Genomic DNA, 16,549 nt, shown 5'->3' on the forward strand with positions numbered 1-16,549 from the left:
TCGCAGGTTGCACAACAATGATTAAAGGCATGATTTTTTAATGACTCTCACCAAAACCATTGAAACCACTCAATCTCCACGAATCAGTGTCGCGCCGATGATGGATTGGACAACTCGTGACTATCGTTTTTTTGCTCGCCTGTTTAATCCAAACATCATTATGTACACTGAAATGGTGACGACGGGTGCCATCATTCATGGCGATGCTAAACGTCATCTGGACTTTAATAATGAAGAACAGCCAATTGTGTTGCAGCTTGGCGGTTCAAATCCGAAGGATTTAGCGACCTGTAGCAAGATGGCGCAAGACTGGGGTTACGATGAAGTTAACCTGAATGTCGGCTGCCCAAGCGACCGCGTACAAAACAATAAAATTGGTGCCTGTTTAATGGCAGAGCCTGACTTGGTGGCGGAATGTATTGCTGAAATGCGCAATGCGGTAGACATTCCGGTTACGGTGAAACACCGTATCGGTATTGATGACATGCAATCTTATGAAGAAATGCTGCATTTTGTCGACACTGTTGCCCAAACCGGTTGTGACAACTTTATCGTACATGCACGTATTGCCTTGCTTCAGGGTTTATCGCCGAAAGAAAACCGCGATGTTCCTCCTTTGCGTTATGAAGATGTCTATCGTTTAAAGCAAGATCGTCCCAACCTGCTGATTGAGGTTAACGGTGGGGTCAAAACCCTGGCTGAAACGCAAGAGCATTTAAAACATGTGGATGGTGTGATGATTGGTCGTGAAGCCTATCACAACCCGTATCTACTGGCTGAACTTGGGCAACTCTGGAATTTAGAAGCTCCAGATCGTTTTGATATTATGGCGCAAATGATGCCGTATATTGCCAAGCGCATGGAAGAAGGTGCCCCGCTTTCCATTATTACCCGTCATATTTTGGGTTTATTCCAGAACCTGCCGGGTGCACGAAAATGGCGTCAGGCTTTAAGTGGTGGCAATGCTAAAACCCTAAAAGATGTGGAAACGGCGTTAATCAATATTCAGGAAGCGATGCAACGTACTGAAGATTATTTAAAAGAAAATCAGAGTGATCTGGCTTCAAATTAATTGTAAGCTTTCTCGTGATCAGCAATGCCAGTCCATTCAGAAATGGGCTGGCATTTTTTTGAATCTTGATTCTTCAGCTGTCATTATATGTTGCCCAATGAAAAATATTTTGACAGCTTCACATGACAGTCACTAAAAAATAGGAAAACTGTCAGCTTAATCTAGGTTTTTAGCATTCATTTCTCTGAATGATGAATATGCATAAAATCAGTGATGATTGTAAACAGCATGTCCCAGTTCTTTAACCGCAGCAATTTTTTTACCTTCTACTTTAGCCTGATCTAATTTACCGGCTTGAACCAATAGTCTGGTTTTATTAATCTCTGCCAGCAATTGAGTATATAAAGTATCTGAGCTTGGTGCTTTTGCATCATGGCTTTTTAATTTCACTTTTTTTGCATCCAAAGCTGCAGCCTTCATATTATCCAGCGCTTGTAGTGCATCATTCTGATTCTCTGCTTTGTTAAACACTTTAAAATTTTTGGCAAGCGTATCCATATTCTGTTCAATCTTGGCTGCGAAACTCAGACTGCTGAACGACAAAGCGACAGAAAGCATCACTGTGATTAAAGTTTTTTCGATCATGTTGATGTCCTTTTAAAGATCCATTTAAAAATGGTGATTATTATTGCAGTTGTTATTGTTGCTATTTAATTGTTCTGAACATTTGCATTTTAAGCCTTAAACATAGTGTAAATTCCATAAAAAATGCAACGGATTCGTTGCATTTTAATCAATGATCTTAGCTTTTTAAACCGGCTCTATTTCATGGTGCAAAGCATCATGTATCGCTTCCACCAGCTGCTGCGAAATTTCCTGCTTTGAAGCTTTTTCCAGATCACGCTTCTGCATTTGATACTGCTCGGCAAAGAACACAATCATGGCATTTTCATTAGAGGCAAAACCAATATCTGCCCGTGATACATCATTACAGGCAATCATGTCGAGTTTTTTCGCAACCAGTTTACCGGCTGCATATTCTTCGACATTACGGGTTTCCGCTGCAAATCCAACCATAAATGGACGTTTTTGCTGCTGTGCAATGGTCGCCACAATATCTGGGTTTTTAATTAAAGAAACGTTCAGCTCATCACCGGCTTTTTTAATTTTATGTTCGGCAACTTCTGCTACGCGATAATCTGCCACCGCAGCAGTTGCAATAAAGATATCGCAACCTTCATCAAGCATTTTCATGCTGATTTCCAGCATTTGTACCGCAGAGGAAACATTAATCCGGCGTACACCATTCGGTGTATCCAGGCTGACAGGTCCGGCAATCAATGTCACTTTTGCACCTGCTGCATAACAGGCAGCTGCCAAGGAAAAGCCCATTTTCCCAGTACTATGGTTGGAAATATAACGGACTGGATCAATCGCTTCACGGGTCGGTCCCGCAGTAACCACTACATGTTTTCCTGCTAACATGCCAAATTTTTCGGCAATGGCACGTTGTGCTTTATGGAAGTATTCAGTCACTTGTCGTGCTAAATCTTCCGGCTCAGGCATACGCCCCAAACCGACATCACCACAAGCTTGTGAACCTGCATCCGGCATAATCACATGTACGCCATCTTCAACCAGCGTATTTAAATTACGCTGTGTGGCTTTGGCTGCCCACATTTGCTGATTCATGGCAGGAGCCACCCAAACTGGAGATTTGGTTGCCAAATATAAAGTACTTAATAAATCATCTGCCAAACCCGCAGCAAATTTCGCTAAAGTGTCACAGCTTGCAGGCGCAACCAGTAATAAATCGGCCCAACGTGCCAATTCAATATGCCCCATGCCCGCTTCGGCTTCAGGATTGAGTAATTCAGTATGTACCGGATTTCCCGACAAGGCCTGGAAGGTTAGCGGCGTAATAAATGCTTGCGCACCTTGCGTCATCACCACACGGACATTGAAGCCCGCATCTTTTAAGCGACGGACTAAAATGGCACTTTTATAGGCCGCGATACCACCAGTTACAGCTAAAACAATGTTTTTATTTGGAATCACACTCAAATCGAAGCTCACAAACAGGCTACCTTTGTGTTGCAGTGGCGCTCACAATATCATTAAATAAAGTCATGCCCAAGTCAGCACTTGGGTCTAATTACTCTCACTCATAATAAAAAAGTCTAAGAAAATGAATTCATCGATCAAACATTGGCCAGAACAAGAACGTCCACGCGAAAGACTGATTCAACAAGGTGCATCAAGTTTGTCAGATGCAGAACTGCTGGCAATCTTTTTACGTTCCGGTTCCAGGCAACATTCCGCTGTTGAACTGTCACGCATACTATTGCAGCATTTTGGCGGATTAAATCCTATTTTTGATACCACACTTCAGGATTTAAGCCAGTTTCATGGCATTGGCGAAACCAAATATGCACAGCTGATGGCAGTAAAAGAACTGGGACGGCGTTATATTTCGCAACATTTAAAACAAGAAAAAATTGAATTGAGTCACTTAAAAGCTTTATTGGATTTTTTGAGATTTGAATTGCTGGGTGAAACTCAGGAAGTTTTTGCAGTGCTTTGCCTGGATGTCCATTTAAGAAAAATAAGCTTTAAAAAAATGTTCTATGGTTCCTTAAATTCGTGTGAAATTTCGATTAATCAATTGCCTCGTCATGCAATTAATCAACATGCAAGTAGCATCGTGATTGCGCATAACCATCCTTTTGGTATGCCACTGCCTTCCGATGCAGATATTCAGTTAACCCAGCGTATTTCAACGGCCTGTCATTTATTAGAAATCAACTTAATAGATCATTGTATTGTTTCACCCGAAGGGAGCTACTCGTTTGCAGAACATGGTCTAATTCAGCCCCAATAATAAATGTAACAAATATTGACAAAACCCCTGCTAACACTGAAGATCAATAAAAATTTTGATGATACTAATAATATGATTGTGCGTGACCAACCTAGTATATTTAGGCTGCTATTTTCTTGGCGTGGAACCATTCTGCCCAAGGTTTTGCCACCTTTAGGCGTGGTCATGCTCATTTCTGCCGTGATTGGTGGATTATCTTATATTGGTTATTTTCACTTTCCAGAACTTCCCCTAGTTGGCTTTACCCTCATTGGGGTAGTGCTGTCCATTTTTCTGGGTTTTAAAAATACAGCCTGTTATGACCGCTGGTGGGAAGCGCGTAAACTTTGGGGCATGCTGATTGCCAATGCCCGGCACTTTGACCGCGATTGTCGTATGCTCAGCCAAGGCCGCCGTGAACGTGTGATTCAGCATGTGATTGTGTTTGCCAATGTTTTGCGTGATCGTTTACGTCATCAAACTGCAAATCAAATGGCATTGGTTGAAACCAGTGGTATGAGCCAGCAGGCTTTAACTCAGCTTTACCAACAAGCCAATGCTCCGCAATACACCTTGAGTTTGATTCAGTGGGAATTAATGCAAGCCCTTAAAGAAGGTGAAATTTCCGATATTATTTATATGCAAATGAACCAGCATGTCGCTGAACTGAGTCTGGTTCAAACCGGTTGTGACCGTATTGCGACCACGCCTTTGCCATTTGCCTATTCGGTTCTGCTCAATCGTACCGTGTATTTCTTCTGTTTCATGTTGCCTTTTAGTTTGGGCTCGACCCTAGGTTTAGCAACACCCTTAATGGTCGGTATTTTGGCTTATACCTTTTTGGGCTTAGATGCGCTCAGCTCAGAAATTGAAGAACCGTTTGGTACGCAAAGTAATGATTTACCTTTAGATTCAATGGTACGTACCATTGAAATTGAACTGTTGGGAACCTTGGGTAAACCGACTCCTCCACCGATTCAGGCGCAGGATCATAATTTGCTTTAATTTATTACCTCTCCCTAGCCCTCTCCTATAAGGAGAGGGAACTCCTTCTCCCTCTGGGAGAAGGTTGGGATGAGGGAATAACTAAACAAAACTCTCCCAAATCCCCACTTGCCCTTCTTTGAGCCGTGGAATATTGCCCAATCGAATCCACGGCATATGATCGCCATGAAAATCGCTACCGACAGAAACTTTTAAATCAAATTCTGCAATCATACGATCAACCATATGACGTGTAGACGCAGGTTCAATCGCTGGAGGAAGTTCAACCGCATCTCCACCGAATTTAGCAAAGATCTCAATCAAATAGCGAATATTGGTGGCTGATAAATCATATTTGGTCGGATGCGCCAGCACGGCATAGCCTTCGCTTGCCTGAATCACCTTAATGGTTTCTTCCAAACCCAGCCCATCAAATTTCACGTAAGCTTTTTTACCTTCTTTTATATATTTATCGAAAGCTTGTTGCGGGCGGTTCACAATCTTTTTTTCGACTAAGGTTTTGGCAATATGGGTGCGGGTGATCCGATCTGCAATGCCATCCACTTTGACAATCACATCTGCATAAATGTCCTGACCAATCAGTGGAATCAGCAAATCGCAAATCTGTTTGGCGCGAATGGCGCGAATCTGTTTTTGTTGTTCCAGTAAAATCTGCAAGGGCTCTGGATTTTGCATATTTAAGGCAACAATATGTACCCCATAACTTTTTTGAGTTGCCGGTCGTGACCATTGACTGGAAATTTCCACACCTGAAATAATGTTCAATGGTAAATCTAATGCGACTTTTTCAGCTAATTTTACGCCATCCATAGTATCGTGGTCAGTCAGCGCAAGGGTATGAATACCTTTTTCAATGGCTGCATGCACAAGTTGTTCTGGAGATAAAGTTCCATCAGAAATATTACTGTGTGTATGTAAATCTACGCCTTGCATCACTTATACTACGTCATTTATTTGATCAGATTTAGATACTCTAACATGAAAGCACTTTTAGACTTTGTGCCACTCATTATTTTCTTTTATTTATATAAAACCGTTGATCCCAAAGATACTGAGCATCCGTTGCTTCAATTGATTGGTTCTGCAGGCGGTATAGATAACAATAATATTTTGGTTGCAACCACTGGCCTGATTATTTCCATGCTTGTGGTATATGGGGCTTTGTTTGTTATACAAAAATTCCGTTTAGACAAACAACAATGGATTGTGTTGTTTATGACGGTAATTTTTGGTGGCGTCACTTTAATGCTCAGCGATGATTTTTATATTCGTTTGAAAGCTGTCCTTTTAAATATTATCTTCGCAGGTGCATTCTTACTTTCACCGTATTTTATGAAAGACAAGAAACCGCTAATTCAGCGTTTATTTGGTCCAATTTTCAATTTAACGACAAAAGGCTGGAAAAATTTAAACTTTGCCTGGGCTGCAATGTTCATATTCATGTCCTGCCTGCATATTTTCTTCGCTTTTTTATTTTTAGGTGGAAAATATTGGGGCGAATTCACTGCATTTGGTGACATGATTGTGATGTTTTCCTTTATCATTATTCAGTTTATTGTCTTGCGCAAATATTTTAAGTCGCCTGAAGAATAATTTAGGTCAACAGATCGAGAAAGAATATGCCTTTATTCGTCGTAAGCTGTACAGATAACGAAGGTACAGTAGAAAAACGTCTTGCTACACGCCCACAACATCTTGAACGTCTACAAAAATTAAATGATCAAGGTCGCTTAATTGTTGCGGGTGCCATGCCGAAAGATCCGAGCAATCCACAAGCAGGTTTCTATGGCAGTACCATTATTGTTGACTTTGAATCTCGTGAAGCGCTTGATGCATGGCTACAAGAAGAGCCTTTCTTAAAAGAAGGCGTATACGGTCATATTGATGTGAAACCTTTTAATAAAGCGTTCCCTCAAGGATAAAATCATGCGCGTTGTTGTTTCAAGCTTATTGGGTTTATCTCTTATCTGTTCAACTGCATGGGCGGTAGAAACCGCTCCTGTTGCTCCGGCACCTGCTACTCAAGCAACGGCTGCAACACCACCGCCACAGACCCAAAAACCACAAACGTTGCCTGCAAATCAATCCGGCACTGTTCCTGCTGCTGGTAGCGTTGACGCCAACGGTCTACCACAAGATGCAAAACCTTTAACAGCAGAACAAATTGCGAAAAATAAAGCGTTGCAAGAGGCCAAAGTTAAAGCCTTAGTTAAGGATCAGGCGACCCGTTTACAACAATTGGAAAAAGCCAATTTAGATGCGTTATCGCAAAATCAAGAACTGCAATTGAAAAATGATAGCTTGGGCGTTCAAGTTCAAGTTTTACAAAGTGAACGTAGTGCGCAAATGTTTTTATACGGTGCTGCGACCATTGCAATCGGTGTCTTGTTGGGATTCTTGATTGCAAGTTATGTCTATACCAAACGTCGTCGTCAGTGGTAAAACATCTCTATCTATTTTTGTTTTAAAGGTTGTTTAGGTTTTGTCTAGCGCAATTCAGACTGCCGATCTTGATTGGCAATGTGTTGATGGAATTGATATTCCTGTCTCCAAACAGTTTGGGGATATCTATTTTTCTAGGGACAATGGTTTACTCGAAACCCGACATGTCTTTTTGAATGGTAATGACCTCGCAACACGTTTGGCAAAGCTGCAAGATTTTGAATATTTTTGTGTCGGCGAAACCGGTTTTGGTACCGCTTTAAATGCTTTAGCGTTATGGCAAATGTGGCAACAGGTTCGTCCCAACAACCGAAGTCATCTACACTTGATCAGCGTGGAAAAATTTCCACTCAGCAAAGCTGATTTCATTCGCGCACTCAAGGTCTGGCCTGAACTACAACCTTTAGCCCAACAGCTGATCGAGCAATACCCACTGCCAATTGCCGGCTGTCACCGACTGAACTTCCCTGACGATCGTTTTTCCATAGATTTATGGCTGGGTGATGCCAATGATGTCTTGCCTGCCATTGCCAAAACCAAAGCCGTAGATGCATGGTTTTTAGATGGCTTCTCACCTGCTTGCAATCCCGATCTCTGGCAAGATAATATTTTAAGTCATGTTGTCCGACTGTCTGACTATGGAACGACCTTTGCCTCTTTTAGTGTGGCGGGTATTTTAAAACGTGGTTTAAGCGAGCATGGAATTACGATTTCTCTCCCACCCGGTTTTAAGCATAAACGTCAGATGCTCACAGCAATCTGGAATCATCCAGAAGCTAAAGATCAACAAGCCCCTACATCAAAAGCCACAGAGACAGAACAATCTGAATTAATAAATTTAGCTTCAGCATTTAAACAACGTAAAATTGCGATTATTGGCGCAGGAATAGCCGGCTTAAGTTGTGCCTACGCCTTTGCCAGACGTGGTCATCAAATCACGATTTACGACCAATCAGCGCCTCTTGCAGGAGCCTCTGGCAATCCACTAGCATTACTCAACCCCAGATTAGGTCGCATTGAGCAAAGTGCTGAGCATTTGGTGACTTTGGCATGGCAATATGCCATTCCGCATTATCAAAAATTTAAGGCTTTTCGCCCGATTCAGGTGAACCAATTGGCGCTTAAACAGGACGATGATTTACTTGAACTTGTAGGGCAATATCCACCCGGGGTATTTGCGGAACAAGTCAATCAAAGTGATCTTGAAACTGAATTTCCGAGCTTAAAATTATTACAAGCGGGTACGGTTTCACCGCATCAATTACGCGATCAAATTTTAGCGCATCCTGTTATTCAATTTCAGCAAGCGGAAATCGTTAAATTAAAGACTGAATCTAACATTCAAGTGATCGACATCAAGCAACAATGTTTGGGTGAGTTTGATCACGTGATTGTTTGTGCGGCCCTGAACAGTAAAAACTTTGCGCAACAATTCCCAAAACTTAAACCGAATCGCGGACAAGTCAGTTGGGTGAATAATACGAATCAGCCGTTACAGCCTGAACAGGCGTATAGCTACGGTGGTTATTGCATGCAGTTAGATGAGCAGCATCTAATTTTAGGGGCTTCATTTTATCCGGATCGAGATGACGATGAAGTCTTAACTGAAGATCATGTACATAACTATTCATTGATCCACAGTATCTTTCCGAATTATGCGCAATCTTTGCCGCCTGTTGAAACCTGGCAAGGTCGTGCCTCGGTACGGACACAAAGCCCGGACTATTTCCCCTTACTTGGAAAAATTCAGCCCAATGCGGAAATCTATACCTTTACCGCCTTAGGTTCTAAAGGCTTTTTATTTGCGCCTCTTTGTAGCGAGGTTTTGGCTGCTCAAATTTTAGGTGAGGCTTGTCCGCTGACTTCATATTGGGTGAATAAACTCAATCCGCGACGCTTTATTAAAAAAGTAAAACCGAAAAAGCCTTACTATCAAAAACCAGCAAAATAAAAAATCCCTCTTTATACCAAGAGGGATTGAGCGAAATTCATTTTTTAGCCATTAAAAAAGCACCTTACGGTGCTTTTTTCTTAAGCGCCCTGTTCTAAAGGGAATCCTGCATCGCGTGCAGCACGAGTGCCACCCATCAATACAACATACTCACGTGAGCTATCCAAGCTATCTAACTTTTCAGCAGCACGTGGTGCTTTACTACCGCCACCACATAAAATGTAAATGGGCTGATCCGACTCCACCTGAGTTAAGCTGTCTGCACTTAAGTCATCTATGGGCTGATTGACAGCACCTTTTACATGACCTTCAGCAAAGGCTTTTGTATCACGAACATCCCAGATAACCGCATTTTCTGGGAACTCAAATGTTGTAATTTCTTGCTTACGGATCATTGTGCACTCCTTTGATGTAAACAACACTTGGCAAATGAAGAAAACATCCCTAGCATCTCAGATATTCTTTCCCTTTGTAAAGGTCTAAACCATGCCTTCTTTCGATATTGTATCTGAATTAGAAATTTTTGAAGTAAATCATGCTGTTCAAAACACGCAAAAAGAAATTGCGACACGTTTTGACTTCCGTGGCCAAGACGTTTCTATTGAATTAAGTGAAAAAAATAAAGAAATCAAGATTACCACAGAAAGTGATTTCCAATGTGAACAGGTGTATAGCATGCTGGAAAATCATTTCTTTAAACGTAAAGTTGATATTCAAGCGCTTGATCCACAAAAAATGACCGCTTCAGGTAAAAATGTCATTCAAGTGATTAAGCTTAAAGATGGTCTTGACTCTGATACTGCAAAAAAAATTAATAAAGCCATTAAAGAAAGCGGCATTAAAGCGCAATCTTCTATTCAAGGCGACAAGATTCGTGTAACTGACAAGAAGCGCGATACTTTGCAACAAATTATGGCATTCTTAAAAGAACAACAATTTGGTGTGCCTTTGCAGTTTAATAACTTTAAAGATTAATGCATTGATGCAATAAAAAGTCGAGGAACTTCATGACACCGACCAATCGCTTATCAAAACTGGTTAAAGCAACCGCTAAATTACCCAAAGGTATTCGCAGTACACTGTGGAGCAAAGCGTTTGGTCGGGTCGTGCCGATGGTGGGTAGCGCCAATATTCGCTATCTCGAAGTGAGCCACGCCAAAGTGGTGGTGAAAATCGAAAACCATCGTGCGATGCAGAACCATATTGGTCAGGTACATGCCTGTGCCATGGCGCTGATTGCTGAAACAGCCACCGGTTTTGTCACTGGCATGAATGTTCCTGATTCCTGTATTGTGCTCATCAAAAGTTTAAAAATCGATTTTAAACGTCCAACCCAAGGTGCCATGACTGCCACTGCAACACTCACCGATGATCAGCAAAAATTAATGCAAAGCACTGAAAAAGGTGAAACGCTGGTTGCCGTAAAGGTTACTGATGAATCAGGTGAAGAGCCGATTCAATGCGAAATGCTGTGGGCTTGGGTATCCAAGTCACAATTAAAAAGATAATTTAATTTTTAATTTTCGTTACTTAAAGCTAAATCAAGTGACGAATTTTTACTTCTGTAAAAAATTGCTTAGCTCAAAATAAACCAGATGCTGTTTTAAAAAATTCAAAATATAAAAAAGCCCAATCATGATTGGGCTTTTTTCTTTGATTATTACGCTGGTTGCGATGCTAAATATTTTTGTTTTACATCATCTGGAATTTGACGCTTTCCACCTTTCACGTCTACCGCAACAAAGGTAAATACCCCTTCTGTCACACGGATCGGTTCACGTGAATCGTCATGGCTGTCCCACACTTCAATTTGCATTTGAATTGAGGTATTACCCACTTTTAAAATCTTGGTATAGCAACTAATCACATCACCGACTTTTACAGGAACCAGAAAAGTCATTTGATTAATCGAAATGGTTGCACAGCGCCCTTTACTGAAACGCTCTGCGTGAATTGCACCTGCCAAATCCATTTGTGAAACAATCCACCCACCAAAGACATCACCACTCCAGTTGGTATCTGCTGGCATTGCAATGGTTTGAAGGGAAAGGGTTCCTTCAGGTTTTACATAAGTATCTGACACATTAGCTCCCAGTTTTGGCATTCAATTGTTGATCTAGCCACTGTTGCAGCTCTGTAGATCGTAAAGCACCACTTATTCTAGCAATTTCGTTGGCTTTATTCATCAAAACTAATGTCGGAATACTCCGTACACTAAAAGCACCACTGAGTCGCGGTGATTCTTCGGTATTAATTTTCGCAAAAATCACTCTCGGATTTTGTTTTGCCACTTGTTCAAAATGAGGGGCCATCATCTTGCAAGGACCACACCATTCTGCCCATAAATCAATGAGCACAGGCAATTCACTATGAGTGACGAAGTTACTAAAATTGTGCTCATTCAACTCAATTGGAGCTAAAGGAATAAGCGCATGTTGACACTGACCACAGTTTGGATTTGCCTCTAATTTATCTTCTGGCACTCTATTTCTAGCACCACACGCAGGACATACAATAATCATTTAGCTCACTCCAATATGTTGATGTAAAAATTCTAATTGGGTAGATATCGCTTTTTCAAACCATTGACCATGATATATATCAAAATGTTGCATATCCCACTCATGGTATTGTACATAAGGTGCAATATTGGTTGCTGTTTCACGACTCGACTCAAGTGGAATCAGGCTATCTTGCTTGGAAGCAATAAATAAAACAGGCACACTAATTTTACGCACATCCTGAATAGGACGGTAACGCATTAAATTAAAAAAGATCCGTGCTGGAATCTCTCCGCTCCAGTAATAATCTGGATTGACAATGGATAAATATCCGTCATAACTATCGGCTGTCGGCATAAAACATAAACCCTTTTTGTCTACGACAGGCAAGGTTTTTGGAGACATGCCCACTTTTGCACCCATATAGTCCTGACTTGATATTTTTAATGCTTTCGGTAGTTGTTGTAAAGGGTAAAGCTTGGCACTTTCTGTTCCATCCACGAAGGGGATTTGAGCTATTACGGCTTGAACATTTTTTAATTCTGCAGCCAAATTTAAGACATACCCTCCACTTAAAGAGGTACCCCAAAGTACGATCCGTCGCGTATCTACTGATTTTCGCTCTAAAATATGCGCAATCATGGTTCGCCAATCTTCTAATTGAGATTGAATCGACACCAATTCACGTGGACGCCCCGTACTCCCGCCCCAATAACGATAATCAAACAATACCACTGCATAACCGGCTTGAGCAAAACGCTTGGCATACTGAACCAGTTTAAATTGACGTAACGCTGCCAAACCATGCGCCATAATAATGACAGCAGGTTTGTGTTCAGTTTTGGGACGGTAAAAATCTGCAGCAATGACCTCTTGCCCACTATTTACATACAGTGGTTCAACTATATAGGAATGCATACGCGCTCCATTGCGTTATTTTATGGTTGTAATCGCTTATAAAAATTTCAACAGATTAAGCTCCAGTTTCAGCTTAATGCTATCATAAAGCATAAATCTATTTAACGAATTATGGAGTGACGAAATGAGTGAAAATGTCGGCTTTGCAGGTCAAATTAGCCCAGAACAAGTAGCACAAGTTGCTGAGAAAGGTTTTAAATCGATTATCAACAACCGTCCGGATATGGAAGGTGGTCCAGAACAACCTACAAGTGCACAAATTGAAGAAGCTGCACGCAATGCCGGTTTAGATTACGTTTTCCAACCTGTCGTTGCGGGTCAAATTACTGAAGTCGATGTACGTACTTTTGCCAATCACTTCAATGAACTTCCCAAACCAGTGTTGATGTTTTGTCGTACGGGTAATCGCTCAAATAATTTATATCAAATCGCAAAACAAATGGATTTACTGGATGATTAAGCACGTTGTTTATAGTGCTTTATTTAGTTTAAGTTTGGCCTGCAATACACCGATTTTTGCAGAAACTACTGATTTAACCCGTAGTTTAAATTCCTCTGTAAGTGTTACAGGTCAAATGACGGCAAACAAATTTGAAACTTTGATCCATCAAGGTTTTAGATCCGTCATTGTGAATCGTCCTGATCAGGAACAAGGCAATCTGGTTTCCGTCAATCAATTGCGTAATATTGCCGAACAAGATCATGTTAGTGTTATTTATCAACAGATTATCAATCGGTAAAGTTTCTAAAACAGACGTGATTGTATTTGCAAAATATTATAATGAGCTTCCAAAACCAATTTTAATGATATGTCGAAGTCGTACACGCTCTTCAATATTATTTAATGAAGCGAAAAAATTAGGATTGCTTAATGAATAAAATAATTTTTCTACTGCTTATTTCATGTGTCATGGTTGGATGTAGCTCGATGAATGTTCGACCTACGGTTGGGGTGAGTGTGGGGACGAGCATTTAAACATCAAAATAATATATATGGCGCTCTTTGCGCCATTTTTTATGTGTGTTATCTTTAACCAATATAAACAAATTTAATACATAACATAATTTTTTGAGGTAAGATATGGGTTCTATAAAAAGCTCTTTAGCGCTAGCTTTGGCAAGTTTATTAGTTGCATGCGGGGGGGGTAGTGATGGTTATTATAATAATGCTGATTCTAAACAAAATAATTAAACAACAACACCTGAAACACCAACTCCTATAGAAACAGTTAAAGCAGAACTTGATATTTTAAAACGTGAAGGTCAATTCCTATTTGGGAATTATGATCCTACTGATGCAAACTCTGCTAAAGGTTATATTGATCATGCTTTAGATACATTCGCCCAAGGCCCATTACAATTAACTTTAGATATACGAAAAATAAATTTAAATAATTTTTCATCTCATTATCGTTCTAAGTGTTTTGAAAAAAGTACAAGTGATTATCGAGCATGCTATTCATTTACAGGCAATGAAATTAAAGGCTTAGTGAATGGTTATGATAATTGGGATTATGATATAACTGCTGATGATCTAAAAAACATTAAATTAAAGAGTGATGATGTTTCACCTAATTTAGAAGGCTATCAAGCTAAAACTCGTATCTTTATTTTTGAGAATGAAAATGGAGACAAGAACTTCCATGATGTTACTATCACTGGTGCATTTTCATATCCATTTGAACAATCATGGGGGCTTACTCAAACCTCTCAAAAACGGTTTATTTTAATTAATGACGCAACAAGTGATTATAAAATTACTGTAACTACTACAACAATAGATCCTGTAACAAATCAACCTGTTGAAAAGGAAGTTACTACAGGGGCATTTAGTACATATAAAGATTTAACATCCAATGATGGTGAATTATTTATGTTTGAATCCGGTTCCGGCTTTAATGTATTAATCAATGATAATCCTAACGTATCCTTTGCTGAGCCTGTATCATTTACATTAAATTCAGTACCAGGTGATACAAATAGCTCTTCGAGCTATCGAATTAGAGCATCAGGAGAGCAAGAGCTATTTTAGCCAATGTAACAGCCATTGATGGTACACGAGTAGAAAATGAAACTCCTTCATTAAACACTCAGTCCCTTAACGGAAGCATAAAACTAACAGGCTCGAATATTTTCAAATTTAAACTGTTACAAACAGGCTCTTTAACATTTGAACATGTTATTAATAAAATTTCGTTTAAAGGTACTTCTACAAACAATAATAAAGTTATAACTACAAGCTTAACTCAACCAAGTGGTTTGAAATATTAAGTGTAAATAATTGCAAGGAAACCCTCTTTAGTGAGGGTTTTTTTATATAGTGAATTCACGTCTCTTTAGAAAAATTAATTTTATGTACGACATCATTATTATCGGTGCTGGTACTGCAGGAATATCTGCATATAAAGAAGCAATAAAGCACACCCAAAATATTCTTATTATTAATGATGGTCCTTGGGATACCACATGTGCACGTGTCGGTTGTATGCCAAGTAAAGTACTTATCTCCACAGCCAACAGAATGCATGAAATTCAACATGCTCAAGAAGTTGCATTAAGGGTTTCAGCTAAAATGGATACTTCTCAAGTGATGCAACATGTAAGGGAGCTACGTGATCGCTTTACCCATGCAACGTTAAAAGAAGTTAATAGTTGGGATGATGCCCATAAAATCTCTGGAAAAGCCCATTTCATCGATTCAAAAATGGTTCAAGTTAATCAACAACACTACCAAGCTAAAAGTTTTATTATCGCTGTTGGATCTACCCCCACTATTAATAGCGATTGGAAAGATGAACTTAGGGATAAGCTCATTACATCTGATCAAATCTTTGAACTAGAGACTTTACCAAAATCATTAGCAGTGATCGGTAGTGGAGTTATTGCTATTGAATTAGCACAAGCCATGCAACGTTTAGGGATTAAAACGACTGTTTTTGCACGTAGTCGTAAAGTTGGCTCGCTCACAAGCCCAGAACTACAGAAGATTGCTCAGAATACTTTAAGTGAAGAATTAAATATCAAGTTTGAAGTACTACCAGAACAAGTCAGCAAATTTCGTAATAAAGTTAAAATTAATTACACAGAAAAAGGAACTCAAAGCAGTTTTACTGCCGATTATTTATTGGTGGCGACAGGACGTAACAGTTATTTAAACAGTTTAAGTCTAGAAAGTATTGATTCTAAATTTACTGATCTAAAAAAACTTCCTGTTGATACGCACACTAAACAATTAGCTGATTATCCAATCTTCATTATTGGCGATGCCCATACCAATTCTCCAATTCAGCACGAAGCTGCTCACGAAGGACGAACTGTAGTTCATAATTGCCTAAACTTTCCTGAACTTAAAAATATCAAAACTCTTACTCCACTTGGTATTGTTTTTAGTCAGCCTGAAATGGCTATTGTGGGACAGAGTTTCAAACAGCTTACTCAATCTAAAATTGAATTTGTCACTGGCTTTGTCTCATATGAAACACAGGGTCGGGCGATAGTTTTGGGTAAAAATAAAGGTGCTATTGAAGTTTATATTGATAAAATAACACGAAAATTTTTAGGAAGCGAACTGTTTGTTGAGTCTGCTGAACATATGGCACATCTATTATGCTGGATGATCTCCGGAGGCTTAACCCTGGATGAGATATTGGATAAACCGTTCTACCATCCCACCCTGGAAGAAGGCCTCAGAACGGCCTTTAAACATGCCCGACGGCAGCTGGAATAAAAACAGGATTCGAGTTTCTCTTCATCTTTGATCTTATTACGGCAGCCTTCTTTTTTGCTTTCTTTTTTATGCATAAAAAACCCCCTCTGCTTTATAGCGGAGGGGGATTTTCGGAATAATGAGCTGGCGATGA

The 16,549-nt window shown here is 40.0% G+C and carries 18 protein-coding genes and 2 pseudogenes; 13 read left to right on the forward strand and 7 right to left on the reverse strand.

Annotated elements, in window-relative coordinates; genetic code table 11:
* Window positions 1-40: 40 nt before the first annotated feature.
* On the forward strand, window positions 41-1,072 hold the full coding sequence (gene dusA / locus B9T23_RS10490) for a tRNA dihydrouridine(20/20a) synthase DusA (RefSeq protein WP_086194070.1): 1,032 nt from the start codon (window positions 41-43) through the stop codon (window positions 1,070-1,072).
* A 207-nt stretch (window positions 1,073-1,279) separates the two neighbouring features.
* Here the strand turns inward: dusA and B9T23_RS10495 are convergent, their stop codons facing one another.
* Both B9T23_RS10495 and coaBC read right to left on the reverse strand, forming a co-directional pair.
* Window positions 1,280-1,657: a cytochrome b562 gene (locus tag B9T23_RS10495; protein WP_086194071.1), complete on the reverse strand. Its 378-nt coding sequence runs from the start codon at window positions 1,655-1,657 to the stop codon at window positions 1,280-1,282.
* Between the two features lie 165 nt (window positions 1,658-1,822).
* Entirely contained in the window at window positions 1,823-3,088 is a 1,266-nt protein-coding gene (coaBC, locus tag B9T23_RS10500) for a bifunctional phosphopantothenoylcysteine decarboxylase/phosphopantothenate--cysteine ligase CoaBC (protein ID WP_086194072.1), read from the reverse strand.
* Between the two features lie 112 nt (window positions 3,089-3,200).
* Between coaBC and radC the strand changes: the two genes are divergently transcribed.
* Both radC and B9T23_RS10510 read left to right on the forward strand, forming a co-directional pair.
* Window positions 3,201-3,893: a RadC family protein gene (radC, locus tag B9T23_RS10505; RefSeq protein ID WP_086194073.1), complete on the forward strand. Its 693-nt coding sequence runs from the start codon at window positions 3,201-3,203 to the stop codon at window positions 3,891-3,893.
* A 72-nt stretch (window positions 3,894-3,965) separates the two neighbouring features.
* Window positions 3,966-4,877, forward strand: a complete 912-nt coding sequence (locus B9T23_RS10510) for a bestrophin family protein (RefSeq protein ID WP_067723036.1) — start codon at window positions 3,966-3,968, stop codon at window positions 4,875-4,877.
* A gap of 81 nt (window positions 4,878-4,958) precedes the next feature.
* On the opposite strand, the gene B9T23_RS10515 is transcribed toward B9T23_RS10510, so the two are convergent.
* The gene (locus B9T23_RS10515; RefSeq protein WP_067723038.1) at window positions 4,959-5,810 is read right to left on the reverse strand and encodes a PHP domain-containing protein; all 852 of its coding nucleotides are present in this window, start codon (window positions 5,808-5,810) and stop codon (window positions 4,959-4,961) included.
* Between the two features lie 45 nt (window positions 5,811-5,855).
* Here B9T23_RS10515 and B9T23_RS10520 point away from each other — a divergent pair, with 45 nt between their 5' ends.
* From B9T23_RS10520 to mnmC, 4 genes are read left to right on the forward strand one after another with little or no spacing between them, the layout of a single operon-like run.
* Window positions 5,856-6,470: a septation protein IspZ gene (locus tag B9T23_RS10520; protein WP_067723040.1), complete on the forward strand. Its 615-nt coding sequence runs from the start codon at window positions 5,856-5,858 to the stop codon at window positions 6,468-6,470.
* 26 nt (window positions 6,471-6,496) lie between these two features.
* On the forward strand, window positions 6,497-6,799 hold the full coding sequence (locus B9T23_RS10525) for a YciI family protein (RefSeq protein ID WP_067723042.1): 303 nt from the start codon (window positions 6,497-6,499) through the stop codon (window positions 6,797-6,799).
* Between the two features lie 4 nt (window positions 6,800-6,803).
* Window positions 6,804-7,319 (forward strand): hypothetical protein, encoded by a 516-nt coding sequence (locus B9T23_RS10530; protein WP_067723044.1) that lies wholly within the window; start codon window positions 6,804-6,806, stop codon window positions 7,317-7,319.
* A 40-nt stretch (window positions 7,320-7,359) separates the two neighbouring features.
* Window positions 7,360-9,270 carry an FAD-dependent 5-carboxymethylaminomethyl-2-thiouridine(34) oxidoreductase MnmC gene (gene mnmC, locus B9T23_RS10535; RefSeq protein WP_086194074.1) on the forward strand — a complete coding sequence of 637 codons (1,911 nt, stop codon included), beginning with the start codon at window positions 7,360-7,362 and terminating at the stop codon, window positions 9,268-9,270.
* Between the two features lie 80 nt (window positions 9,271-9,350).
* Here the strand turns inward: mnmC and B9T23_RS10540 are convergent, their stop codons facing one another.
* Window positions 9,351-9,665: a rhodanese-like domain-containing protein gene (locus B9T23_RS10540; protein ID WP_086194075.1), complete on the reverse strand. Its 315-nt coding sequence runs from the start codon at window positions 9,663-9,665 to the stop codon at window positions 9,351-9,353.
* A gap of 91 nt (window positions 9,666-9,756) precedes the next feature.
* Here B9T23_RS10540 and B9T23_RS10545 point away from each other — a divergent pair, with 91 nt between their 5' ends.
* Both B9T23_RS10545 and B9T23_RS10550 read left to right on the forward strand, forming a co-directional pair.
* Window positions 9,757-10,245: a YajQ family cyclic di-GMP-binding protein gene (locus tag B9T23_RS10545; protein ID WP_067723050.1), complete on the forward strand. Its 489-nt coding sequence runs from the start codon at window positions 9,757-9,759 to the stop codon at window positions 10,243-10,245.
* Between the two features lie 32 nt (window positions 10,246-10,277).
* Window positions 10,278-10,778 (forward strand): DUF4442 domain-containing protein, encoded by a 501-nt coding sequence (locus B9T23_RS10550; protein WP_086194076.1) that lies wholly within the window; start codon window positions 10,278-10,280, stop codon window positions 10,776-10,778.
* 152 nt (window positions 10,779-10,930) lie between these two features.
* Here the strand turns inward: B9T23_RS10550 and B9T23_RS10555 are convergent, their stop codons facing one another.
* Genes B9T23_RS10555 through B9T23_RS10565 form a run of 3 tightly spaced genes read right to left on the reverse strand, consistent with a single transcriptional unit; the run spans window position 10,931 to window position 12,689 of the window.
* The gene (locus B9T23_RS10555) at window positions 10,931-11,353 is read right to left on the reverse strand and encodes an acyl-CoA thioesterase (protein WP_067723055.1); all 423 of its coding nucleotides are present in this window, start codon (window positions 11,351-11,353) and stop codon (window positions 10,931-10,933) included.
* Window position 11,354: 1 nt separating this feature from the next.
* The gene (gene trxC / locus B9T23_RS10560; protein WP_067723056.1) at window positions 11,355-11,792 is read right to left on the reverse strand and encodes a thioredoxin TrxC; all 438 of its coding nucleotides are present in this window, start codon (window positions 11,790-11,792) and stop codon (window positions 11,355-11,357) included.
* Entirely contained in the window at window positions 11,793-12,689 is an 897-nt protein-coding gene (locus tag B9T23_RS10565) for an alpha/beta hydrolase (protein WP_086194077.1), read from the reverse strand.
* Window positions 12,690-12,813: 124 nt separating this feature from the next.
* On the opposite strand from B9T23_RS10565, the gene B9T23_RS10570 reads away from it, so the two are divergent.
* From B9T23_RS10570 to B9T23_RS10585, 4 genes and pseudogenes are all read left to right on the forward strand, one after another.
* Window positions 12,814-13,149, forward strand: a complete 336-nt coding sequence (locus B9T23_RS10570) for a TIGR01244 family sulfur transferase (protein WP_067723058.1) — start codon at window positions 12,814-12,816, stop codon at window positions 13,147-13,149.
* Window positions 13,142-13,568 (forward strand): annotated as a pseudogene (locus tag B9T23_RS10575) (beta-lactamase hydrolase domain-containing protein). The gene B9T23_RS10570 and the pseudogene B9T23_RS10575 overlap by 8 nt, the downstream one beginning before the upstream one ends.
* A 202-nt stretch (window positions 13,569-13,770) precedes the next feature.
* A pseudogene (locus tag B9T23_RS10580) lies at window positions 13,771-14,960 on the forward strand (hypothetical protein).
* An 82-nt stretch (window positions 14,961-15,042) separates the two neighbouring features.
* The gene (locus tag B9T23_RS10585) at window positions 15,043-16,416 is read left to right on the forward strand and encodes a dihydrolipoyl dehydrogenase (RefSeq protein ID WP_086194078.1); all 1,374 of its coding nucleotides are present in this window, start codon (window positions 15,043-15,045) and stop codon (window positions 16,414-16,416) included.
* Window positions 16,417-16,549: the final 133 nt, after the last annotated feature.

The organism is Acinetobacter terrae (genome assembly GCF_002135195.1).
Taxonomy (GTDB): domain Bacteria; phylum Pseudomonadota; class Gammaproteobacteria; order Pseudomonadales; family Moraxellaceae; genus Acinetobacter; species Acinetobacter terrae.